We start from the raw sequence: 22,025 nt of genomic DNA, 5'->3' as shown, positions 1-22,025 counted from the left end.
GGCCGGAACAGTCAAGGTGGATTTCCACCAAACGCCCTTACCCAAGGGCAATTTCATCGGACCGCTCAGGTCTATGGCACAGGCATTCTCGTTGGACGTTGATGTTGTCACAGCGGATACTACCAGAGGGTAACAGGCACCGGGGCGCTCGCGCACCGGCCATCCTCCGTCCGCTAACCCCGCACCGGGGCCCGACGAGAACTTACATATCCGGCGCATCCCCCTCCTCCCCCGGCACCTCCCTAGATGGGAACGGTTCGCCGCCAGGATCGCGGCTGCGCCGAGGAGCTCAATCTACATGGCAGAGAAAATGCTTATCGATGCGTCTCACTCTGAAGAGACGCGCGTCGTTGTCGTGCGCGGAAACCGCATAGAAGAATTCGACTTCGAATCCGAACACAAGAAACAGATCCGCGGCAATATCTACCTTGCCAAGGTCACACGCGTCGAACCGTCGCTCCAGGCGGCCTTCGTCGATTACGGCGGCAACCGCCACGGCTTCCTGGCCTTCGCCGAAATCCACCCGGATTACTACCAGATCCCGCTTGCCGACCGACAGGCCCTGCTGAGGGCCGAGGCCGAGGAGCACCGCCGCGACGACGACATCGAGCATGTCGAGACCGCGGGCGATCGCTCCGAAGACGCGGCAACGCCGGAAACAGCCGCCGTTGAAGAAGAAGTGCAGGCCGTTGCGCCCGTCGAGGCAGAAACCGCCGAGACTGTTGTCGAGGCCGAAGTCGTCGAAGCCGCGGCCGCCCTTGCGGAAGAGGCACCGGCCGAAAAGCCGAAGAAGCCGCGCCGCCCGCGCAAGCCCAAGGCGAAAGCCGAGGATGCACCGGCCGCCGAAGAGGCCGCCGCCCCCGCCGAGAGCAGCGACGACGAGACCCCCGGCGGCGCGATGGCCATGGCCGTCGACACCGACGAGGTTTCCGAGCCCGCCGAACGCTCGCGCGGCCGCCGTCGCCGCGATGACGATGATGACGAGGACGATCATCACGGCGAGGAAAAGGAAGTCATCGAATCCGTCGGCGCCGAAGACGCGATGGAAGAGGTTCCGGATCGCGTCGTGCGCAAGCCGCGCAAGCAGTACCGCATCCAGGAAGTCATCAAGCGCCGCCAGATCCTGCTCGTGCAGGTTGCCAAGGAAGAGCGCGGCAACAAGGGCGCGGCGCTGACCACCTACCTGTCGCTCGCCGGCCGCTACTCCGTGCTGATGCCGAACACGGCGCGCGGCGGCGGCATTTCGCGCAAGATCACCAACCTGCAGGACCGCAAGCGCCTGAAGGAAATCGCCCGCGACCTCGAGGTTCCGCAGGGCATGGGCGTCATTCTGCGCACCGCCGGCGCAAACCGCACCCGCGTCGAGGTCAAGCGCGACTTCGAATACCTGATGCGCCTGTGGGAGAACGTCCGCACGCTGACGCTCGCCTCCACCGCGCCCTGCCTCGTCTATGAGGAAGGCTCGCTGATCAAGCGCTCGATCCGCGACCTCTACAACAAGGACATCAGCGAGATCATCGTCGCCGGCGAGGAAGGCTACCGTGAAGCCAAGGGCTTCATGAAGATGCTGATGCCGAGCCATGCCAAGGTCGTGCAGCCCTATCGCGACGTGCATCCGATCTTCTCGCGCTCGGGCATCGAAGCCCAGCTCGACCGCATGCTGCAGCCGCAGGTGACGCTGAAGTCCGGCGGCTACATCATCATCAACCAGACCGAGGCGCTCGTCTCGATCGACGTCAACTCCGGCCGCTCGACGCGCGAACACTCGATCGAGGAGACCGCGCTCCAGACGAACCTGGAAGCCGCCGAGGAAGTGGCGCGCCAGCTTCGCCTGCGCGACCTTGCCGGCCTCGTCGTCATCGACTTCATCGACATGGAGGAGAAGCGCAACAACCGGTCGGTCGAAAAGCGCCTCAAGGACCACCTCAAGAACGACCGCGCGCGCATCCAGGTCGGCCGCATCTCGCATTTCGGCCTTTTGGAAATGTCGCGCCAACGCATCCGCGCTTCGGTTCTCGAATCGACCATGCAGACCTGCCCGCATTGCAACGGCACGGGCCATATCCGCTCGCAGTCGTCGGTGGCGCTGCACGTCCTGCGCGGCATCGAGGAATACCTGCTCAAGAACACGACGCACAACATCGTTGTCCGCACGACGCCCGATATCGCGCTCTATCTGCTCAACCACAAGCGCGGCACGATCATCGATTATGAGACCCGCTTCGGCGTCCAGATCATCATCGAGGCGGATGCCCATGTCGGCGCGCAGCATTTTGCGATCGACCGCGGCGAGCCCGTCGAGAACCCGGTCAAGATCGAGCAGATACTGCATTTCGAACCCGAACCGGAAGATGACGACATCGTAGTCGAAGACGAGATCGACGAAGACGAGGAAGAAGCGCGCCCGGCCGCGGCCGCGCAGGCTTCGTCCTCGTCGGCGACATCCGATGAGAACGGCCGCAACAAGCGCAAGCGCCGCCGCCGTCGTCGTGGCCGCCGCGAAAACGGTGACGGCACGGACACCGCATCCTTCGGTGGCGAACAGGCCGGTGATGACGACGCGCTCGATGACGACGAGGCCGATGGCGACGAGGGTGCGGAAGACACCCCCCAGGCGCAGGCTGACGACACGTCCGATCGCCGCAAGCGCCGCCGCCGCGGCAAGCGCGGCGGCCGCCGCAACCGTCCCGAGGACGGCTCGCTCGAGGCTGGCGCCGAAGGCTCCGAGGACGGCGATAGCGATGCGGACGACGCCGAAGAGGCCGTCGCCGTCGAGGTAGAGGTCGCCGAAGTGATCGTCGCGGCCGAGGAAGCGCCGGTCGAAGTGGTGGCTGAAGAGCCGGCGGCCAAGCCGAAGCGCGCTCGCCGCAGCCGTGCCAAGGCCGTAGAAGAGGTCGCCACCGATGAAGCTGCCCGCAGCGAGATCGAGGCCCAGCCGGCTTCTGCCGCCGAAGAGGCAACCCCGGTCGAGCCGGAAGTCGAAGCAGCCTCTGCCGCTCTCGACGAACCGGCCAAGCCCGGGCGCGCCAACCGCGACATCTCCAAGATTGCCTCCGAGCCGGTGGTGAAGTCTTCGACGACGAAAGAAGCAGCGCCGGACGACGAACCGGAAAAGCCCAAGAAGGGCGGCTGGTGGCAGCGCCGCGGCTTCTTCTAAGAAGCCGCTAATATCCAGGAATTGAGAAAGGCCCGGCATTGTCCGGGCCTTTTTCGTGCGCGGGTTTCGGGTGGCTCCCGTCGCTCCCTTCTGCGACATCCGGGCCGCAGGAAACCAGCAAGGGAGAAATTCATGCCCCGTCTCGACAACAAGATCGCCATCGTCACCGGCGCCAGCTCCGGCATCGGCCGCGCCGCCGCGCTTCTCTTCGCCCGCCAGGGCGCACGGCTCGTGCTCTCCGCCCGCAGGCGCGAGCAGCTCGAAGAGCTTGCCGACGAGATCCGTGGAACAGGCGGCGTCGCCGTCGCGGTGCCAGGCGACGTCAGCGAGGAGGCCCACCACCAGGCGCTGGTCGAGGCGGCGCGGGCCGAATTCGGCGGCCTCGACATCGCCTTCAACAATGCCGGAACGACAGGTCCGGTCGGCCCCCTCACCGCCCTTTCCCTGGCCGAATGGCAGGACGTCGTCGCCATCAACCTGACCAGCGGCTTTCTCGCGGCCAAACACCAGCTGCCGGCCATGGAAGCACGCGGCGGCGGCAGCCTCGTCTTCACCTCGACCTTCGTCGGCTACACGGCCGGCTTTCCGGGGCTCGCAGCCTATGCCGCCTCGAAATCCGGCCTCGTCGGCCTCGTGCAGGTGCTCGCCTCGGAATACGGGCCGAAAGGTATTCGCGTGAACGCGCTACTGCCGGGCGCGACGGACACGCCGATGGGGCGGGCGGTGGCAAACACGCCGGAGGCGCGCGACTTCATCGCCGGCCTCAATGCCTTCAAGCGCATCGCCGCGCCGGAGGAGATTGCCGAGGCCGCACTCTTCCTGTGCTCGGATGCCGCAAGTTTCACGACCGGGACGGCGATGCTCGTCGACGGCGGCGTGTCGATCAACCGGGTCTGATGTTCACAAGGCGATTCACGGGCTTGCGGGATTGAATCCGGTTCTCGCCACAAGCGCCTGAAACGGTACCGCTTTCCCCGTTTCAGGCGAGCCAGCGCGCGAGGCGGTCGACCGCCTCGCTCATCTCCTCGTAGGCGCCCGCATAGGAGAAGCGCATCGTATGGTGTCCGTCCTGCGGATCGAAGTCGGCACCCGGCGTCGCCGCGACGTCGGTTTCCGTGAGCATGCGGCGAGCGAAGGCCATGCTGTCATTGGTGAATCGGCTGACATCGACATAGGCGTAGAAGGCGCCGTCCATCGGCGAGGCGATGGCAAAGCCAAGTTCCGGCAGCCGCTTCACCAGGAGGTCGCGATTCGCTTTGTAGGCGTCGCGATAGACATTGAGTTCCGCCTCCGCCCCGAGCGCAGCTTCCGCCGCGATCTGCGAAAGCTCCGGCGCGGAAATGTAGAGGCTCTGGGCGATGCGCTCGACGGGGCGCACCAGCGTCTCCGGCAGTACCATCCAGCCGATGCGCCAGCCGGTCATGCAATAGTATTTCGAGAAGGAGTTGATGATCACCGCGTCATCGCCGAACTCCAGCGCCGTCGCCTCTTCGCCGACGAAGGTGAGGCCGTGGTAGATCTCGTCGGAGATGAAGGCGATGCCGTTGTCCCGGCAATAGGCGGAGAGCGCCGCGAGATTGGCGCGACCGGTCACGGTGCCCGTCGGATTGGCCGGGCTGGCGAGCAGCACACCGTCGATGCGGCCATGGGCAGCGGCGGCGGCCTCCAGCGCTGCCGGGGTCAGCGTGAAGCCGTTTTCCGCATTCACCTCGATTTCCACCGTCTCGATGCCGAGCGCCGCAAGGATATTGCGGTAGGCCGGATAGCCGGGACGCGCGATAGCAACGCGGTCGCCGACATCGAACAGCGCGAGAAAAGCGAGGTTGAAGCCGGCCGAAGAGCCTGTCGTGATGGCGATCCGGCCCGGATCGACGGAGACGCCGTGATGGCGCTTGTAGAAATCGGATATGGCGCGGCGCAGCGAAAGGAGGCCGAGCGCATCCGTATAGCCGATGCGGCCGATCTCGAGCGCCCGGCGGGCGGCGTCTCGCGCCGCTTGCGGTGCGGGATGCACGGGCTGGCCGACGGCCATGGAAATCACCGGCCGGCCGGCCGCACGACGCTTCGTCGCCTCGGCCAGCACATCCATGGCGTGAAAGGGTTCGACGGCGCCGCGGCGGGAGAGTTTCATGGGACTGCCTTCCGGTTCTTCGGGTCGCGTCTTCCTGCCGCAAGATGCCCGTCTTCACAATCCCGCGAGGGCCGAAAATCCGCCGCTTTTACCCTATCGTTTGCGCCTGCCCGACCATAAGGTCGTTGAAAGCGCCACGACCCGCATTGACGTTGAGGGGCCGCCAATGGCACTTCTCCGGCGCATCACGACGAGGACAGCAAAGACATGACATTCAAGACGAAGCTCGCGGCCACGGTAGCACTTGCCCTTTCGGTCGCAGCCCCCCTGCCCGCCCTTGCCCTCGATGATGCGCAGAAGAAGGAAATCGGCGAATTCATCAAGGAATACCTCGTCGAGAACCCGGAAATCCTTATCGAGGTGCAGGAGGCCCTGCAGAAGAAGCAGGAAGAGCAGCAGCAGGCGAAAGCCCAGTCCGCCATCACCGACAACGAAAAGGCGATCTTCTCCTCGCCCTACGACATCGCACTCGGCAATCCGAAGGGCGACGTCACGATCGTCGAATTCTTCGACTACAACTGTGGCTACTGCAAGCGCGCGCTCTCCGACATGGATGCGCTGCTGAAGGAAGACAAGAACATCCGCTTCGTTTTGAAGGAACTGCCGATCCTCGGCCCCGATTCGCTCGCCGCCCACAAGGTGAGCGCAGCCGTGCGGGATCTCGCCCCTGAAAAATACGGCGAGTTCCACCGCGCGCTGCTCGGCAACGAGGGCCGCGCGACGGAAGAAAGCGCGATCGCCCTTGCCGCGACGATGGGCCTTGCCGAGGCTGACCTCCGCAAGACGATGGCCGACAAGCCGCATGACGAGGCGGTGCGCGAAGCCTATTCGCTGGCCAACGAGCTCGGCATCACCGGCACGCCGTCCTACGTGCTCGGCCAGGAGATGATCTTCGGCGCGGTGGGCGCGGACGACCTTCGCGAAAAGATCGCCAATGTCAGGGCGTGCGGCAAGGCGACCTGCTAAAACCGCCATCTTCCTGCCACGCTGGCCGTGTTCAGCCGTTGCTGCTTGTGGACATCGCCCCATTCGACCGGCAAAGCCCCTGCCCTTGGGGCTTTCCCTGTGGAAACCGCCGGTCTATAGGTAATTGTCTTTCCAGCATGCGGAATTGTGAATGGCTTCCACCCTTTTCGTGCTCAACGGTCCCAACCTGAACGCCCTCGGCAAACGTGAACCCGGCATCTATGGCGGGCACACGCTTGCGGATATCGAGGCGCTCTGCAAGGCGGAGGGTGAGAAGCTGGGCTTTGCGGTCGATTTCCGCCAGTCCAACCATGAAGGCGATCTGGTCGACTGGATCCACGAGGGCGGCGATGCCGCCGCCGGCATCGCCATCAATGCCGGTGCCTATACCCACACCTCGATCGCCCTGCACGACGCCATTCGCGCCATCAAGGTGCCGGTGGTCGAACTGCACCTTTCCAATGTGCATGCCCGCGAAGAATTCCGCCATACGTCGATGATCGCGCCCGCCGTCAAGGGCGTCATCTGCGGTTTCGGCGCGCACAGCTACATCCTCGCGCTTCACGCGCTTTCGTCCATCACGAAATAAGAAAAACAAGAGGCTCATTTCCATGGCTGACAAGAAACACGGCATCGATCAGACGCTCATCCGCGATCTCGCCAACATCCTCAACGAGACGGACCTCACCGAGATCGAAGTGGAGCAGGACGACCTGCGCATCCGCGTCTCGCGCGCCGGCACGCCGCAATATGTCCAGGCACCGATCGCTGCACCGGCTGCCGCCTATACCGCACCGGCCGTCGCAGCCACGGCTGGCGCAGCCCCCGTTGCCGACGCCCGTAACAACAAGAACGCCGTCACGGCGCCGATGGTCGGTACGGCCTATCTGTCGCCTGCTCCGGGCGCGCGTGCCTTTATCGAGGTCGGCGCCACGGTCAAGGAAGGCCAGACCATCCTCATCATCGAAGCCATGAAGACGATGAACCAGATCCCGGCGCCGCGCTCCGGCAAGGTCACCGAAATCCTCGTCTCGGATGCAAGCCCGGTCGAATACGGCGAACCGCTTGTCATCATCGAATAAGGCGGCCCCCATGATCTCCAAAGTCCTCATTGCCAACCGCGGCGAAATCGCCCTTCGCGTCCTTCGGGCGTGCAAGGAGCTCGGCATCGCCACGGTCGCCGTGCATTCGACGGCGGATGCCGATGCCATGCATGTGCGCCTCGCCGACGAGAGCGTGTGCATCGGCCCGCCCCCGTCGCGCGAGAGCTATCTGAACATCCACCAGATCGTCGCCGCCTGCGAGATCACCGGCGCCGACGCCGTGCATCCCGGCTACGGCTTCCTGTCTGAAAACGCCAAGTTCGCGGAAATCCTCGACGCGCACGGCATCACCTTCATCGGCCCAACGGCGGAGCACATCCGCATCATGGGCGACAAGATCACCGCCAAGCAGACGGCGCAGGAACTCGGCATCCCCGTCGTTCCTGGCTCCGACGGTGAGGTGAAGCCGGAAAACGCGCTCGAAGTCGCCCGCCAGATCGGCTTTCCCGTGCTCATCAAGGCGACCGCCGGTGGCGGTGGCCGCGGCATGAAGGTGGCCAAGACCGAGGCCGATCTTGACGAAGCCGTCTCGACGGCCCGTTCCGAGGCGCTCGCCGCCTTCGGTAACGACGCCGTCTACATGGAAAAATACCTCGGCAAGCCGCGCCATATCGAAATCCAGGTCGTCGGCGACGGCATGGGCAATGCCGTGCATCTCGGCGAGCGCGACTGCTCGTTGCAGCGTCGCCACCAGAAGGTCTGGGAAGAGGCCAACTCTCCGGCCCTCAACGTCGAGCAGCGCATGAAGATCGGCCAGGTCTGCGCCGACGCCATGAAGAAGCTGAAATACCGCGGCGCCGGCACGGTCGAGTTCCTCTACGAGAACGGCGAGTTCTATTTCATCGAGATGAACACCCGCCTTCAGGTGGAGCACCCGATCACCGAAGCGATCACCGGCATCGACCTCGTGCACGAGCAGATCCGCGTCGCCTCCGGCGCCGGCCTTTCGGTGAGCCAGGAAGACATCGTTTTCTCCGGCCATGCCATCGAGTGCCGCATCAATGCGGAGGATCCGCGCACCTTCGTTCCCTCGCCGGGTACGATCACGCATTTCCACGCGCCTGGCGGCCTTGGCGTGCGCGTCGATTCGGGCGCCTATCAGGGCTACCGCATCCCGCCCTACTACGACAGCCTGATTGGCAAGCTCATCGTGCACGGCCGCACTCGCGTCGAATGCATGATGCGCCTGCGGCGCGTTCTGGACGAGTTCGTCATCGACGGCATCAAGACGACGCTGCCGCTCTTCCAGGACCTGATCGCCAATCAGGACATCGCCAACGGCGATTACGACATCCACTGGCTGGAGAATTATCTGGCCGGCAAAACCGACGCCTGAGGGGCGTCGGTCATGGCAGGGCGACGCAGCCGGCACCCGGAAATCACCCCGGACCTGCTTCTGCGCGCCTATTCCATCGGGCTTTTCCCGATGGCTGATTCGGCCGACGACCCGGAACTCTTCTGGGTCGAGCCGGACATTCGGGGCGTCATCCCGTTCGATACGTTCCACGTCTCGCGCAGCCTCGCCAAGACGATCCGCAAAAAGCCCTTCGACATCCGTTTCGACACCGCCTTCGACGCGGTGCTGGCCGCCTGCGCCGAGGCCGCGCCCGATCGGCCCTCCACCTGGATCAACACGAAGATCAAGTCGCTCTACGGCACGCTACACCGCATGGGCCATGCCCATTCCGTGGAAGCATGGGAGAGGGGAAAACTCGTCGGCGGCCTCTACGGCGTCTCGCTCGGCGCGGCCTTCTTCGGCGAGAGCATGTTTTCGCGGCGCACGGACGCCTCGAAGATCTGCCTGGTGCATCTGGTGGAGCGGTTGAAGAAAAACGGTTTCCGCCTGCTCGACACGCAGTTCACCACCGAGCACCTGAAGACATTCGGCGCAATCGATGTGCCGAAGATCGAATACGAGGACATGCTGGCCAACGCGCTGGCTTCGCCGCATTTGCCGTTTTGACGGAGAAGATGTGGCGCGGGGCTTTGCCCGGGGATCCACAAGGGCAGGCAAAACGTCCCTGGAGAGCGATTTACTGGGTCTTCGCCTTCGCGTCTTCCGGCGGCGGCACGTCAGACTTCGCCTTGCACTCGGTCAGCCACACGTCGTAGACGGCGTGTTCGACGGCGTTGAGACCGGGGCTGTCGGCAAACATCCAGCCGGTGAAGATGCGACGGATCTTGCGGTCGAGAGTGATCTCGTCGACCTCGACGAAGGACGTCACCTTCTGTGCCTCGGTGTCGTCGCGGCTGTAGCAGACCTTCGGTGTCACCTGGAGCGCGCCGAACTGCACGGTCTCGCCGATATAGACGTCGAAATTGGTGATGCGGCCAGTGATCTTGTCGATGCCGGAGAAGACGGCGACCGGGTTCTCGACGCGGGCGGCTTCCGCAGCCACAGGCAACAGCGCCGCGCCTGCGGCGGCCACGACAAGCGCGGCGACAAGAAGCCGCCGTCCGGCGTTTGCCGAGAAAAACCCTGATGTCATGAATGCCGTCTCCTGCGAACCGCTCCGGCGTTCGCCGGTCGCTTGGAGCTAGCGGCGAAATGTGGCCAAATCGGTATCAGTTGCCCGGCGTCCAGGCGTCGTAGTCGCCCGTCACGCGCGGACGTTCGCCGGCGGCGGCAAGCGAGCCCGGCGGACGATAGGCCTGGGCGGTGCCGGTCGGGTTCTGGCGGTGCGGCTTTTCCCAGTCGCGGGCCTGATACTTTTCATCGGCCGGGGAAACATCGGTGCGATGGTGCATCCAGCCGTGCCAGCCCGGCGGGATGGCGGAGGCTTCGGCATAACCGTTGTAGATCACCCAGCGGCGCGTGCGCCCTTCGGAATCCTTCGCGCCGCCCTGGTAGTAGACATTGCCGAGTTCGTCCTGGCCGACCCGGGTGCCGAAGCGCCAGGTGTGAAAACGGGTGCCGATCGTCTGACCGTTCCACCAGGTAAAAATCTGCTTGAGAAGGTTCATGGGCTGGCGTCCTTGGCAGGGCCGTGCCGGAAGCGCGGCCCGAGACTGTTGGGCCGCCCGCAGAAAGCGGGCGATCTTTCTTCCGCTTATGGCGCGGCAGCGCTGGAATGTCCAGCGATTCCCGCCCCTTCGCCCACGGCTTTTCGCCGCGGATCAGCCGCCGAGCGGCTTCTCATAGACATCCAGCGGCACACCGGAGATGTTGTCGGCGGTGTGCTGCGCCTCGCCGACCTTGGCAAAGCCGTGCGCGTAGTAGAAGGCGACCGCCGCATCGTTGCGCGGGTCGACCTCCAGCAGCATCGTCGTGGCATCCGGGAAGCAGGTTTCGAGTTCCGCGAACATGTCGCGGCCGATGCCCTGGCGCTGATAGCGCGGCAGCACGTAGAGCTGGTGCAGGAACGCTACCTTCGGCCGATCCTTCGCCATGGCGACATAGCCCATGCCGGCAAGCTCCTTGCCGTTGTCGGCGACGACGAACTCGCTGTCCTTGCGCTCCAGCCGGGCCTTCAGCGCCGGCACGGAATGCCAGCGCGCGGTAATCTCGCGCACCTTGTCCGCGCCGTAGAGCGCGTCATAGGTGGCGTGCCACGTCTCGGCCAGAAGCGCGCTGACCTTCGCCAGGTCGCGTTCGGAGGCCGTGCGGACGAAGAACATGGGAAATTCCTTTGTTTTGAAGCAGTTCCAGACGGAAAACCGCTTCACACTTTTCCTGGAATTGCTTCCTAGTCCTCAATGCCCAGCTTGGCCTTGACGAGGGCCTGCACGGCCTGCGGGTTGGCCTTGCCGCCCGTCGCCTTCATCACCTGGCCGACGAACCAGCCGGCAAGCGTCGGCTTGGCGAGAACCTTGGCGACCTGATCGGGATTGGCGGCGATGATTTCATCGACGGCCTTCTCGATGGCGCCGGTGTCCGTTACCTGCTTCATGCCGCGGGATTCGACGATATCGGCCGGGTTGCCGCCTTCGGTCCAGACGATTTCAAAGAGGTCCTTGGCGATCTTGCCGGAGATGGTGCCGTCCTTGATGAGATCGATGATGCCGCCGAGCTGGGCGGGCGAAACCGGAGTCTCTTCAATGGCTTTGCCGTCCTTGTTCAAGGCACCGAGCAAGTCGTTGATGACCCAGTTGGCGGCCGTCTTGCCGTCGCGGCCGGCAGCCACGGCCTCGTAATAGTCGGCGATCGCCTTCTCCGAGACGAGCACCGAGGCGTCGTAGACCGAAAGGCCGAGATCCTTGACGAAGCGGATCTTCTTGTCGTCGGGCAGTTCCGGCAGGTCGGCGAGCAGCTTGCCGACGAATTCGTTGTCGAACTCCAGCGGCAGCAGGTCCGGATCGGGGAAGTAGCGGTAGTCGTGCGCGTCTTCCTTCGAGCGCATGGAGCGCGTCTCGCCCTTGCCCGGATCGAAGAGGCGGGTTTCCTGGTCGATCGAACCGCCATCCTCCAGAATGCCGATCTGGCGGCGGGCTTCGTATTCGATCGCCTGGCCGATGAAGCGGATGGAGTTGACGTTCTTGATCTCGCAGCGCGTGCCGAAACCTTCGCCCGGGCGGCGCACGGAGACGTTGACGTCGGCGCGCATGGAGCCCTCGTCCATGTTGCCGTCGCAGGTGCCGAGATAGCGCACGATGGAGCGCAGCTTCGTCATATAGGCCTTGGCCTCATCAGACGAGCGCATGTCCGGCTTGGAGACGATCTCCATCAGCGCGACGCCCGAACGGTTGAGGTCGACATAGGACATGGTCGGATGCTGGTCGTGCATCGACTTGCCGGCGTCCTGCTCCAGGTGCAGGCGCTCGATGCCGATCTCGATGTCTTCAAAATTGCCCTGGCGGTCGGGGCCGAGCGAGATGACGATCTTGCCCTCGCCGACGATCGGGTCCTTGAACTGCGAGATCTGGTAGCCCTGCGGCAGGTCCGGATAGAAGTAGTTCTTGCGGTCGAAGATCGAGCGGTGGTTGATCTGCGCCTTGAGGCCGAGGCCGGTGCGCACGGCCTGCCGGACGCATTCCTCGTTGATCACAGGCAGCATGCCGGGCATGGCCGCATCGACGAGCGAGACGTTGGCATTCGGCGCCTTGCCGAATTCGGTGGAGGCGCCGGAGAACAGTTTCGAATTCGAAAGGACCTGCGCGTGCACCTCCATGCCGATGATGACTTCCCAATCGCCGGTGGCGCCGGGGATGAAGCGTTTCGGATCGGGGGTACGGACGTCGACGAGGGTCATTTTCGGCTCTTGCTGTGGTGTCTTCGGTGCTGTCTCGGTAGAACATATGGGCAGGCGGTGCAAGGTTTTCAGCGCATGAGGCCGACCCTCGTTAGCCAAGCCGCAAGGATGATCGACTAAACTGATGCCATGGGTACGACGACAACACTTCTTATCATCTTCCTTCTCCTCAACGTCGTGACGTTCTGCCTCTACTGGCGGGACAAGGAAGCCGCGCGTGACGGCCATTGGCGCGTTTCCGAAGCGCGGCTGCTTCAGTTCGCGCTCTTCGGCGGCAGCCTCGGCGCCGTCGCCGCGCAACGGCTGCTGCGGCACAAGACGCGCAAGGAGCCCTTTCGCACGCAGCTGATGGCGATCCTGATTCTGCACGCGGCGCTCGTGCCGGCGACGCTGATTTTCGGCCCTGCCCTCGTCCGTACACTGCGCGCCGGCTGACACCTGCATCGCCGGCATGTTGACAGACAGCAAGATTTGTAACTATTATTGTTACATGAAAAGAAACAGCCGTCTTTCCGCCGTGCTCCACGCACTCATGCACATGGCCGAACGCGAGGCGCCGATGACCTCGGACGACCTTGCACTCTGCCTCGACACCAATGCCGTCGTCGTCCGGCGCACCATGGCAGGCCTTCGCGACGCCGGCATCGTGCAATCCGGCCGCGGCCATGGCGGCGGCTGGCAATTTGCCCGGCCGCTTGCGGACATCTCGCTGCTCGACATCTACAACGCGCTCGGCGAGCCGATCGTCTTCCAGATCGGCCCGGCGACGGAAATGCCGGGCTGCGTGATCGAGCAATCCGTCAACCGGGTGATCGGCGACGCGCTCAAGGACGCCGAGGCGATCCTGATGGCGCGCTTCGCCGGCACGACGCTTGCCGACCTCGCCGCCGATTACCGGGTGGCGGCGAAACGCCGTCGGACCGATACCGGCTAAACGGGAACGCCTTCCCGATACTCCGCATCGAACGACCGATACCCATCGGGCGAACGATGCCGCGCGCTCCACAGAAAGGATGAACCATGACCGAAGATGCCATCATCATCGGCGGGGGCTTTGCCGGCCTTTCCGCCGCCCTGCAGCTTGCCCGCGCCCGGCGCCGCATCACCATTCTCGACACCGGCGAGCCGCGCAACCGCTTCGCCGCCCATTCGCACGGCTTCCTTGCCCAGGACGGCCGGCCGGGCCGCGACATCCTTGCCGATGCCCGCCGACAGCTGGCCGCCTACGCGACGGTCACCTTCCGTGACGTGCCGGCCGAACGGCTGGACGGGGAGAAGGACGCCTTCTCCATCGTCACCGGCGACGGCGGGCGGATTGCGGCGCGCCGCGTGCTGCTTGCCACCGGCTTCGAGGACCAGTTGCTCGATATCCCGGGCCTTGCCGAGCGCTGGGGCAAGACGGTGCTGCATTGCCCCTATTGCCATGGCTACGAGGTGGGCGGTGGACCGGTTGGCGTACTGGCGCGCACGGCCGAGGCGGCGCGCTTTGCGGCGGTGGTTGCCGACTGGGGCAATGTCACGCTCTTTACCAACATGGCGCCGGAGCCGGACGACGCGGCCCTTGCCGTGCTCGCCGAGCGCAATGTGAAGCTCCGGCCGGGCCGCGTCACCGCCATCGCCGACGGGCCGGATGGCCTCTTGTCCGTCGAGACCGGTCCGGGCATCCCGACCCTCGTGAAGGCGCTCTTCGTGATGCCGGAGGCGCGGGTGCGCAGCACCATCCCGGCCGGGCGCGGCTTGACGCTGAAGGAAACGCCGATCGGCAGCATCCTCCACACAGACGACACGGGCCAGACGTCCCTGCCCGGCCTCTATGCAGCCGGCGACATCGCGCTCGGGGCGGCCAATATCTCGCTCGCCTCCGCCAACGGCGTAAAGACCGCCGTCTTCCTGCACCATTCCCTGATCTGGCCGATGCATTGACCTTTGCGGATGCCCCGGCTATTCCGGGGCATCCGCAAATGGAGTTTTGATGTCTAACTCGTCTGAGACCTGCTGAAGACCCTGCCCGCGACAGCTTGCGCGCAGGGTCTGGAAAAACGATGAGCCCTGCCACCTCGTAGGTGGCGGAACGTTTTTTCGCGTTCATTCGAACGCCGGACGGATTCTCAAGACAATGGACATTTCGCGCGCCGAACAGCGCATTCTCCATCTGCTCGCCCAGGGCGGCAGGATCGACATCGAAAAAGACGACAACCGGAAGATCATGACGGTCGCCTGCATCACGCGGGACGGCTGGCGAGCGAGCGGCCTCGACATCGACCTCTTCCGGAAACTGAAACGCCGGCGGTGCATCGCCTCCTCCGGCGGCAGGCCCTACCGCATCACGCACCGCGGCCTGGAGCTGGTGCGGGCCCAGCTGGACAACCAGTGAACCCGCGGGAGGCGCGGCGAAAGCCCGCCTCCCCTCAGAACCCGCCCGGCCCGTAGCCGGGCGGCTCGTCCGCAACGAGCTGCCGGCGCAGGCCGACCGACTCGACATCGCGGTCGAGGCGTTCGGAATAGTCGATAGACAGCCAGTTCACGCTATAGCCGTGCTTCTGGAAGAAGCCGACGGCGGCCGTGTTGCGGGCATGTGTCTGCAACCGCGCCGCCTCGAAACCCGCTGCGACGATCTCCGCCTCCATGGCGGCGAGCAAGGCGGAGCCGAGCCCCTTCTTCTGCTGTGGCGGGTCGATCCAGAGGTCGCTGATCTCGTCGTCCAGCGCCTCGCGCGCCGCCCATCCGGCCGTCCGGCCCTCGGTTTCAGCGACGCTCACCCGCAACCAGTGGCGGGCAAGGAACTGCTGGAAGGCGTTGCGGGCATAGTCGCGCCGCACCTGCAGGTCGGCGACGCCGACGACGGCCTGTTCCCAGGCCCGAACGCCGATGTCGACGAGAGCGGGAACATCGTCCTCACGGGCATTGCGAACGGCGATCATGCGGGCGGCCCTTTCCGACACCATGAAAGCATTGCCGGAAAGGCTTGGCGAGGGAGGCGAAGGACTATCCACGGAGATGATGGAGAGAGGGAAGCGAATACCCGCCGAAACGGAACCGCCCGGCCTTCCGGCCGGGCGATCCCCTACTTGTCGCGAAGCTGGACGAGGTCGTTCATCAGGCCCGCCGTTCCGTTGTGGATCGTCAGGCGCTCGACCTTGCCGGCGATGGCCTCCAGCGCTTCCAGCTCCTTCAGCCGCAGCATGACCGGGTTCTCCGCCATCACCTTCGCCGTGTTGAGGAGCGAACGGGTGGCGTTCGTCTCCTCGCGGCGGCGAATGACATTGGCCTCGGCCTGCTTTTCAGCGGCGACAACCTGGTTGAGGATGTCGCGCATCTCGCCCGGCAGGATCACGTCCTTGAGCTCGATGGCCGAGACCTCGACCCCGATCGCCGCCATGTCGGTGCGAACCTTCTCGGCCGCTTCCGCATGGACCGTCACCTTGCGTTCGAGGATCTGGTCGAGCGTCAGCGTGCCGAGCGTCTGGCGGAAGGCGAACTGCAGCGCCCGGTAGAGGGCATCCGCAAAATCCTTGACCTCCGAGACGGCCTTCAGCGGTTCGACGACGCGGTATTCGGCAGCGATGTTCACCCGGATCGTGACCTTGTCGCGGGTGAGCAGCTCCTGACCGGTGACGTCGAGCGACTGGCGCTTGAGATCGACCACGCGCACCTGGATCGTCCGGCCGACGTTCCAGAAGGCGTGGACGCCCGGCTCCAGCATGCGCTGATGCGTCCCGTCGATGACAAGCAGGCCGACCTGCCCGTCATTGACCAGGAAGGCCGTGACGAGTTCCAGGCGACGCGCCCGCGTCAACCGGCGCATCAGCTCAGGATCGACATCGAGCCCGCCGGCCAGGTCGACACGCGTCTCCGTCCACGGACCTGCCGCGTTCCAGACCACAAGCTTCTGGTTCGGTGCAAGAACGGCGTGAAGCTCACCGTCACGTTCGACGACAGCCACCTCGCGGGCATTCGTACGAAAGACCGTCAGCTCGCGCTGCGCGACCGCCGGGAGCCCATCGAACAACGGCTTCTCGTAGGCCGAGACGAAGGTCGGCCGGTTCACGTCGTGACGTTCCAGCTCCAGCATGCCACGGCGGTTCGGCAGGCTGTGTTCACCGGCGCCGAATATGCCGAGGACTTCTCCCCTGTAGAGGGCGAGCACCCGTTCGTTTGCCTTCACGAGGACGCGTGTGCGCCCCAGGATCGTATCGAGAAATATCGTCATCGTTCTGCTCCTTCGGTCATACGCTACGTCATGAACCGATCGTCCTTTCGTCGTTGGTTTCTGTTGGCATCGGCGGCGGGATGGTGCGGACCACAAACACGGTTCCGTTTCCCTTGCCAGTTCCCGGTGAGCCCCTTTTCGCCCGGGGAACCTGCGGGCGGGGTATGTTTTAACAGGCATGATCCGGGAACCGGCTGACGGCCATCGGCGGCGGGTTTTCGGGAGAGGGCCGCGCGGCCTTCAAGCGGGCAAGGATGCCGCGGCATCCTTGCCGGCCGGAAGGCGGCTTGACCGTCACCGCGAACCGGACCGCGAATGTCCGGCGTCGGGTTTACCACAAACGCGCCTTTCGGCCCACTTGCGGTCTACCGTCCGCAGTCCGGTCCCCGGACCGGAGGTAAGACAGCTTGGAAGGCTGTCGCTGATTTTGAGTCAGCGCTTTGGAGAAGGATTCGAACCTTCCACAGTCAGAGTAACAATCTGATGCTCTACCACTGAGCTATCCAATGGAGCAGACAACGGGAATCGAACCCGCGACCTCCGGAGGAACATCCGGTGCTCTACCGCTGAGCTAGGTCCGCAATACCAGTCTTCTCGGTGCGGCATCCGTACACGGCGACGGCAGGGCCGCCTCGCGCGGGAGGAGCGGAAAACTCCATCCGTTGACATCCGCACCGGCTGAACGACCGGGACGGCGCGTTTATTCTCGACTTCGGAAGGGATCAAGCAAAAAAGACGCGGACACGCCTGTCGTAACGGCAGATGTTGCCGTTACGACACGATCTGGCGATTGAAACCGTACGCCCGCAGTGCAGGCAGAAGGGGCTGAAGGCCCCTTACCACCACCTGGCCGGCGTGAAGCGGCCGGCGGCCTTTTCGATGACATGCGCCGTCTTGAAGAGGACATCCTCCTCGAAGGGCTTGCCAATGAGCTGGAGGCTGAGGGGCAGGCCCTTGTGGTCGAGACCGGCGGGCACGGAAAGGCCCGGCAGGCCGGCCATGTTCACCGTGACGGTAAAAATGTCCTGCAGGTACATCTTGACCGGGTCGGATGCGAGATCCTCGTCGGCGATGCCAAAGGCGGAGGACGGCGTCGCCGGGGTCAGGATCGCGTCAACACCGGCGTTGAAGGCGAGCTCAAAGTCGCGCTTGATCAGCGTGCGAACCTTCTGCGCCTGGAGGTAGTAGGCGTCGTAGTACCCGGCCGACAGCACGTAGGTGCCGATCATGATGCGGCGCTTGACCTCCTGGCCGAAACCGGCAGCGCGCGTCTTCTCGTACATGTCGACGATGTCCTTGCCGTCGACGCGCAGGCCGTAGCGCACACCGTCGTAGCGGGCGAGGTTCGACGAGGCTTCGGCGGGCGCGACGATGTAATAGGCCGGCAGCGCGTACTTGGTGTGCGGCAGGGAAATGTCGACGATCTCGGCACCGGCCTCCTTCAGCCAGGCGATGCCCTGCTGCCAGAGCGCCTCGATCTCCTCCGGCATGCCCTCGACACGGTATTCGCGCGGGATGCCGATACGCATGCCCTTCAGCGACTGGCCGAGCGCGGCTTCGTAGTCCGGCACCGGCAGATCGACGGAGGTGGTATCCTTGGCGTCGACGCTTGCCATGGACTTCAAGAGGATCGCCGCATCGCGCACGTCGCGGGTGATCGGGCCGGCCTGGTCGAGCGAGGAGGCGAAGGCGACGATGCCCCAGCGCGAGCAGCGGCCATAGGTCGGCTTGATGCCGACGGTGCCGGTGAAGGCGGCGGGCTGACGGATCGAGCCGCCGGTGTCCGTCGCCGTCGCACCGGCGCACAGGAACGCGGCGACGGCCGCGGCCGAACCACCGGACGAACCGCCCGGGACGAGATCGGCGTTGGATCCGTTCGCGCGCCACGGGTTCTTGACCACGCCGTAATAGGAACTCTCGTTGGAGGAGCCCATCGCGAACTCGTCCATGTTCAGCTTGCCGAGCATGACGGCGCCATCGGCCCACAGGTTCCCGGTGACCGTCGATTCGTATTCCGGCCTGAAGCCGTCGAGGATGTGGCTGCAGGCCTGGGTATGCACGCCCTCGGTCGCAAACAGGTCCTTGATGCCGAGCGGGATGCCCTCAAGCGCACCTGCCTTGCCGGCGGCGATGCGGCCATCGGAGGCCTTCGCCATATCGCGCGCCTTTTCCGGCGTCACGGCGACATAGGCGTTGATGACAGGGTTCGCCGCCTCGATCGCGCCGAGATAGGCGTCCGTCAGCTCGACGGCGGTGATCTCCTTGGCGCCGAGCTTTTCGCGGGCTTCGGCAATGGTCAGGCGGGTCAGATCGGTCATGGGTGCGGTCACTTCGGGTCAGGCAGCACGAAGCTGCTTTTGATAGAATATGGAATAGGGTGAATCCGGATAGTCGAGCACGGGGCCGCAGCGGGTGAACCCGGCCTTCTCGTAGATCGCCCAGGCAGCCGGGTGCTGGTCGCCTGTTTCGAGCACGAGCGTTTCCAGCTTCTCCCGTTCGGCGGCAGCCTGGATCTCGCCAAGGATGCGCCGGCCGATGCCCTGCCCCTGCCAGTCCGGCCGGGTGAACATGCGCTTCACCTCGCCCACCGCCGCGGAATGGCGCTTCAGCGCACCGCAGCCGACGACGGTTCCCTCGTCACGGGCGATCCAGACCGTCACGGCCGGCTCGGCCATCTGCTCGACGGTCAGGTGGTAGCAGGCCTCCGGCGGCGAGAGCGCGAGCAGCACGATGTTCAGTTCGGCGACCAGCGCGCGAACCTCATCGCTAAGCGGGCTCTCGATGGCGAGGGTGACGGCCAAGGATTACTCCACCACCTTCGGAACCTGGAAGAAATTACGGTCGGTGGCCGGCGCATTGGCAACGATGGCATCCGCCTTGTTGCCGTCATTGACGACATCCTCGCGCTTCTTCATCTCCATCGGCGTGACGGAGGTCATCGGCTCGACGCCGTCGACATTGACTTCGGACAATTGCTCGACAAAGCCGAGGATGCCGTTCAGCTCGCCGGTCATGCGGTTTGCCTCTTCCTCGCTGACGGCGATGCGGGCAAGACGCGCGACGCGCTTCACGGTGGCTAGATCTACGGACATGGGTGGTCTCCGCTCAGAAATTTCTACCCGCTATACTGACCAAGCCCAAGGGGCGCAACGGGGGAATGGTCCCTTCCACGCCCCCTCGCCCGTTTTCCGGCCGCTCAGCGCGAGACGACACCGCCGGCGCCCGGCACCTCGATCTTGGCCGAAGCACCGTCCATCGCCTGCACGAAAAGATCGGCCGTCGGCGCGATGATGCCGAAGGAACCGTAGTGGCAGGGGATGACCGTATCGAAATTGAAGAAGCGCTGGCAGGCGAGCGCAGCGACGGCGCCGCCCATGGTGAAGCGGTCGCCGATCGGCACAAGGCCGATTTCCGGCTGGTGCAACTCGTGGATCAGCGCCATGTCGGAGAAGATGTCGGTATCGCCCATGTGATAGAGCGCCGGCTCGTCTTCGAAATGCAGCACAAGGCCATTGGCGTTGCCGAGCGAATGGGAGACACCGTCCTCGGTGATCTGCGCGGAGGAATGCAGCGCATTGACAAAGGTGGTGGAGAAACCGTCGAAATGCACGGTGCCGCCGGTGTTGCCCATATCGACCTTCTCCACGCCCTTGGCGCCGAGCCAGGCGGCAAGGTCCGCGTTGGCGAGCACGGTCGCGCCGGTCTCCTTCGCGATCTGGATCGTATCGCCGACATGGTCGCCGTGGCCGTGGGTCAGCAGGATATGGGTGAGGCCCGCCACCGCGTCCTTGCGGGTGGCCTCGTCGAACGCGGGATTGCCGGTGAAGAACGGGTCGATCAGGATTCTGGCTTTCGCCGTTTCGATCCGGAAGGCGGAGTGGCCGAGCCAGGTGATTTTCATGCTTGTTCTCCCGTTGGGGTCCTTGGCGCAATATAGAACCGGCGAAGGCCGTTTCCATCCATCGCCGGATCGTTATAAGCGTGGCTTTCGAGATGGAGCAACATGCAAGGAGCCGTCATGAGCGACGACGACTATATCTATGACGAAGCAACCGGCGAATGGCGGCCGGCATCGGAAATCGCCGCGGAAAAGGCCGCCCAGAGCCAGGTGCGGGACGCCAGCGGCACCGTGCTTGCGGATGGCGATTCGGTCGTGCTCATCAAGGACCTGAAGGTGAAGGGTGCCGGCCAGACCCTGAAGCAGGGTACGGTAATCCGGTCCATCCGCCTCACCGACAATCCGGACGAGATCGACTGCCGGCACGAGACGATCAAGGGTCTGGTCCTGCGCACGGAATTCGTGCGCAAGCGCTGAGAGGTTACCCCATGGCAACGCTGACACTGGAAGACCTGGCCGAAACCCTCGCCCCCGGCCAGCCGATCGCCGGCCTCGACCTCGGCACCAAGACCATCGGACTTTCGGTGTCCGATCTCGGCCGTCGGCTGGCGACGCCGCGGCCGGTGCTGAAGCGTGTGAAGTTCACCCAGGATGCCGAGCTGCTGCTCGCCTTCGCGGCGAAGGAGAAGGTCGTCGCCTTCGTCATCGGCCTGCCCATGAACATGGACGGCAGTGCCGGGCCGCGCGTCCAGGCGACGCGCGCCTTCGTGCGCTCCATGGCCGACAAGACGGACATCCCCTTCGTCTTCTGGGACGAACGGCTATCGACGGTGGCGGCGGAGCGCACGCTGATCGAGATGGACGTGTCGCGCAAGAAGCGCGCCGAACGCATCGATTCGGCGGCCGCCTCCTTCATTCTTCAGGGGGCGCTCGACAGGCTTTCGTCCCTGGCAAGGGCGGCGGACGCCGACTGACGGCGCGCCTGCCACCAGGCAAAAATCCTCTTGCGGCGCCGGAAGGCGATGAGGCCCAGCACCAGGAAGCTGTCCACGACGATGGCGCGCAGCACCAGTGGCGGCAGGTCTTCCGGCGGAATGCCGAGGATATGGCCGTAGATCTGGAACACCAGGTCATGCGCATCGCGCGTCAGCATGAAGATGCCGAAGCTCATGTCGTAGTAGGAAAGCCCGTACCAGCTGCCGAGCAGCGCGATCGGGCCGGCCCAGAGGATCAGGAACCACTTCATGCCACCCTCCTCTTCGGCGCGAAAAGATCGCCGGTTGCAAAGACGATCTCGCTGACCGCCACGCCCGTGGCGATGACGAGGAGCGGGACGACGATATCCACCGCCGCAAAACAAAACAGGGTCGTCATGACCGAAATCCGGGCCGTTCTGGCCATAGGCTGCACTCGCTCGCATGGTTAACACCA

The 22,025-nt window shown here is 64.6% G+C and carries 26 protein-coding genes and 2 tRNA genes; 13 read left to right on the top strand and 15 right to left on the bottom strand.

Annotation, left to right across the window (positions count from 1 at the left end; all coding sequences use genetic code 11):
• The first annotated feature begins 298 nt into the window (after window positions 1–298).
• Both K0P03_RS06735 and K0P03_RS06730 read left to right on the top strand, forming a co-directional pair.
• Window positions 299–3,157 carry an Rne/Rng family ribonuclease gene (locus K0P03_RS06735; RefSeq protein ID WP_050743072.1) on the top strand — a complete coding sequence of 953 codons (2,859 nt, stop codon included), beginning with the start codon at window positions 299–301 and terminating at the stop codon, window positions 3,155–3,157.
• Window positions 3,158–3,289: 132 nt separating this feature from the next.
• On the top strand, window positions 3,290–4,054 hold the full coding sequence (locus K0P03_RS06730) for an SDR family oxidoreductase (RefSeq protein ID WP_050743071.1): 765 nt from the start codon (window positions 3,290–3,292) through the stop codon (window positions 4,052–4,054).
• Between the two features lie 82 nt (window positions 4,055–4,136).
• Here K0P03_RS06730 and K0P03_RS06725 read toward each other — a convergent pair whose 3' ends face one another.
• Window positions 4,137–5,288, bottom strand: coding sequence for a pyridoxal phosphate-dependent aminotransferase (locus K0P03_RS06725; protein WP_272789193.1), 1,152 nt, complete (start codon window positions 5,286–5,288; stop codon window positions 4,137–4,139).
• A gap of 207 nt (window positions 5,289–5,495) precedes the next feature.
• Between K0P03_RS06725 and K0P03_RS06720 the strand changes: the two genes are divergently transcribed.
• From K0P03_RS06720 to aat, 5 genes are all read left to right on the top strand, one after another.
• Window positions 5,496–6,254 carry a DsbA family protein gene (locus tag K0P03_RS06720; RefSeq protein WP_130515116.1) on the top strand — a complete coding sequence of 253 codons (759 nt, stop codon included), beginning with the start codon at window positions 5,496–5,498 and terminating at the stop codon, window positions 6,252–6,254.
• 151 nt (window positions 6,255–6,405) lie between these two features.
• Window positions 6,406–6,843 carry a type II 3-dehydroquinate dehydratase gene (gene aroQ / locus K0P03_RS06715; protein WP_023514052.1) on the top strand — a complete coding sequence of 146 codons (438 nt, stop codon included), beginning with the start codon at window positions 6,406–6,408 and terminating at the stop codon, window positions 6,841–6,843.
• 22 nt (window positions 6,844–6,865) lie between these two features.
• Window positions 6,866–7,336: an acetyl-CoA carboxylase biotin carboxyl carrier protein gene (accB, locus tag K0P03_RS06710; RefSeq protein ID WP_272789192.1), complete on the top strand. Its 471-nt coding sequence runs from the start codon at window positions 6,866–6,868 to the stop codon at window positions 7,334–7,336.
• A gap of 10 nt (window positions 7,337–7,346) precedes the next feature.
• Window positions 7,347–8,693 carry an acetyl-CoA carboxylase biotin carboxylase subunit gene (accC, locus tag K0P03_RS06705; RefSeq protein ID WP_272789191.1) on the top strand — a complete coding sequence of 449 codons (1,347 nt, stop codon included), beginning with the start codon at window positions 7,347–7,349 and terminating at the stop codon, window positions 8,691–8,693.
• 12 nt (window positions 8,694–8,705) lie between these two features.
• On the top strand, window positions 8,706–9,320 hold the full coding sequence (gene aat, locus K0P03_RS06700; RefSeq protein WP_272789190.1) for a leucyl/phenylalanyl-tRNA--protein transferase: 615 nt from the start codon (window positions 8,706–8,708) through the stop codon (window positions 9,318–9,320).
• Window positions 9,321–9,390: 70 nt separating this feature from the next.
• On the opposite strand, the gene K0P03_RS06695 is transcribed toward aat, so the two are convergent.
• From K0P03_RS06695 to gatB, 4 genes are all read right to left on the bottom strand, one after another.
• The gene (locus K0P03_RS06695; protein ID WP_272789189.1) at window positions 9,391–9,846 is read right to left on the bottom strand and encodes a DUF2155 domain-containing protein; all 456 of its coding nucleotides are present in this window, start codon (window positions 9,844–9,846) and stop codon (window positions 9,391–9,393) included.
• Between the two features lie 76 nt (window positions 9,847–9,922).
• On the bottom strand, window positions 9,923–10,321 hold the full coding sequence (locus K0P03_RS06690) for an NADH:ubiquinone oxidoreductase subunit NDUFA12 (protein ID WP_023514047.1): 399 nt from the start codon (window positions 10,319–10,321) through the stop codon (window positions 9,923–9,925).
• A gap of 153 nt (window positions 10,322–10,474) precedes the next feature.
• Entirely contained in the window at window positions 10,475–10,975 is a 501-nt protein-coding gene (locus K0P03_RS06685; protein ID WP_050743165.1) for a GNAT family N-acetyltransferase, read from the bottom strand.
• A 68-nt stretch (window positions 10,976–11,043) separates the two neighbouring features.
• A complete protein-coding gene (gatB, locus tag K0P03_RS06680) occupies window positions 11,044–12,546 on the bottom strand; it encodes an Asp-tRNA(Asn)/Glu-tRNA(Gln) amidotransferase subunit GatB (protein ID WP_023514045.1) in 1,503 nt (500 codons plus the stop codon).
• 129 nt (window positions 12,547–12,675) lie between these two features.
• Here gatB and K0P03_RS06675 point away from each other — a divergent pair, with 129 nt between their 5' ends.
• The 4 genes from K0P03_RS06675 (at window position 12,676) to K0P03_RS06660 (ending at window position 14,920) form a co-directional block, all read left to right on the top strand.
• A complete protein-coding gene (locus K0P03_RS06675; RefSeq protein WP_272789188.1) occupies window positions 12,676–12,981 on the top strand; it encodes a DUF1294 domain-containing protein in 306 nt (101 codons plus the stop codon).
• A 55-nt stretch (window positions 12,982–13,036) separates the two neighbouring features.
• A complete protein-coding gene (locus K0P03_RS06670; RefSeq protein WP_050743067.1) occupies window positions 13,037–13,480 on the top strand; it encodes an RrF2 family transcriptional regulator in 444 nt (147 codons plus the stop codon).
• 86 nt (window positions 13,481–13,566) lie between these two features.
• Window positions 13,567–14,469 carry an NAD(P)/FAD-dependent oxidoreductase gene (locus K0P03_RS06665; protein WP_272789187.1) on the top strand — a complete coding sequence of 301 codons (903 nt, stop codon included), beginning with the start codon at window positions 13,567–13,569 and terminating at the stop codon, window positions 14,467–14,469.
• A 193-nt stretch (window positions 14,470–14,662) separates the two neighbouring features.
• Window positions 14,663–14,920 carry a YjhX family toxin gene (locus K0P03_RS06660; RefSeq protein WP_023514041.1) on the top strand — a complete coding sequence of 86 codons (258 nt, stop codon included), beginning with the start codon at window positions 14,663–14,665 and terminating at the stop codon, window positions 14,918–14,920.
• 34 nt (window positions 14,921–14,954) lie between these two features.
• Here K0P03_RS06660 and K0P03_RS06655 read toward each other — a convergent pair whose 3' ends face one another.
• The 8 genes from K0P03_RS06655 to K0P03_RS06620 all read right to left on the bottom strand — a co-directional run bounded on the left by K0P03_RS06655 (window position 14,955) and on the right by K0P03_RS06620 (window position 20,657).
• Window positions 14,955–15,467: a GNAT family N-acetyltransferase gene (locus tag K0P03_RS06655; RefSeq protein ID WP_272790455.1), complete on the bottom strand. Its 513-nt coding sequence runs from the start codon at window positions 15,465–15,467 to the stop codon at window positions 14,955–14,957.
• A 143-nt stretch (window positions 15,468–15,610) separates the two neighbouring features.
• Complete coding sequence (locus K0P03_RS06650; protein WP_050743063.1) at window positions 15,611–16,756, bottom strand: slipin family protein; 1,146 nt, start codon at window positions 16,754–16,756, stop codon at window positions 15,611–15,613.
• Between the two features lie 436 nt (window positions 16,757–17,192).
• Window positions 17,193–17,269 (bottom strand) — tRNA-Asn (locus K0P03_RS06645).
• Window positions 17,264–17,337 (bottom strand) — tRNA-OTHER (locus K0P03_RS06640). Before K0P03_RS06640 ends, K0P03_RS06645 begins: the two co-directional genes overlap by 6 nt.
• Window positions 17,338–17,592: 255 nt before the next feature.
• Window positions 17,593–19,074: an Asp-tRNA(Asn)/Glu-tRNA(Gln) amidotransferase subunit GatA gene (gene gatA / locus K0P03_RS06635; RefSeq protein ID WP_272789186.1), complete on the bottom strand. Its 1,482-nt coding sequence runs from the start codon at window positions 19,072–19,074 to the stop codon at window positions 17,593–17,595.
• A gap of 18 nt (window positions 19,075–19,092) precedes the next feature.
• On the bottom strand, window positions 19,093–19,557 hold the full coding sequence (locus tag K0P03_RS06630) for a GNAT family N-acetyltransferase (RefSeq protein ID WP_272789185.1): 465 nt from the start codon (window positions 19,555–19,557) through the stop codon (window positions 19,093–19,095).
• A gap of 3 nt (window positions 19,558–19,560) precedes the next feature.
• A complete protein-coding gene (gatC, locus tag K0P03_RS06625) occupies window positions 19,561–19,848 on the bottom strand; it encodes an Asp-tRNA(Asn)/Glu-tRNA(Gln) amidotransferase subunit GatC (protein WP_272789184.1) in 288 nt (95 codons plus the stop codon).
• Window positions 19,849–19,952: 104 nt separating this feature from the next.
• Window positions 19,953–20,657 carry a metal-dependent hydrolase gene (locus K0P03_RS06620; protein ID WP_272789183.1) on the bottom strand — a complete coding sequence of 235 codons (705 nt, stop codon included), beginning with the start codon at window positions 20,655–20,657 and terminating at the stop codon, window positions 19,953–19,955.
• A 117-nt stretch (window positions 20,658–20,774) separates the two neighbouring features.
• Here K0P03_RS06620 and K0P03_RS06615 point away from each other — a divergent pair, with 117 nt between their 5' ends.
• A complete protein-coding gene (locus K0P03_RS06615; protein ID WP_272789182.1) occupies window positions 20,775–21,071 on the top strand; it encodes an alkylphosphonate utilization protein in 297 nt (98 codons plus the stop codon).
• Between the two features lie 11 nt (window positions 21,072–21,082).
• Entirely contained in the window at window positions 21,083–21,568 is a 486-nt protein-coding gene (gene ruvX, locus K0P03_RS06610) for a Holliday junction resolvase RuvX (RefSeq protein ID WP_050743059.1), read from the top strand.
• Here ruvX and K0P03_RS06605 read toward each other — a convergent pair.
• Together K0P03_RS06605 and K0P03_RS06600 are read right to left on the bottom strand one after the other, a co-directional pair.
• A complete protein-coding gene (locus tag K0P03_RS06605) occupies window positions 21,514–21,840 on the bottom strand; it encodes a DUF6105 family protein (protein WP_272789181.1) in 327 nt (108 codons plus the stop codon). The two genes, ruvX and K0P03_RS06605, sit on opposite strands and share 55 nt — an antisense overlap.
• The gene (locus K0P03_RS06600; protein WP_272789180.1) at window positions 21,837–21,968 is read right to left on the bottom strand and encodes a hypothetical protein; all 132 of its coding nucleotides are present in this window, start codon (window positions 21,966–21,968) and stop codon (window positions 21,837–21,839) included. Before K0P03_RS06600 ends, K0P03_RS06605 begins: the two co-directional genes overlap by 4 nt.
• Between the last annotated feature and the right edge of the window lie 57 nt (window positions 21,969–22,025).

The sequence above is a fragment of the Shinella sp. HY16 genome (genome assembly GCF_028534175.1).
In the GTDB taxonomy this organism is placed as follows: domain Bacteria; phylum Pseudomonadota; class Alphaproteobacteria; order Rhizobiales; family Rhizobiaceae; genus Shinella.
The sequence above is the reverse complement of the archived record's forward strand: the minus strand, read 5'-3'. Positions and strand labels throughout refer to the sequence as shown.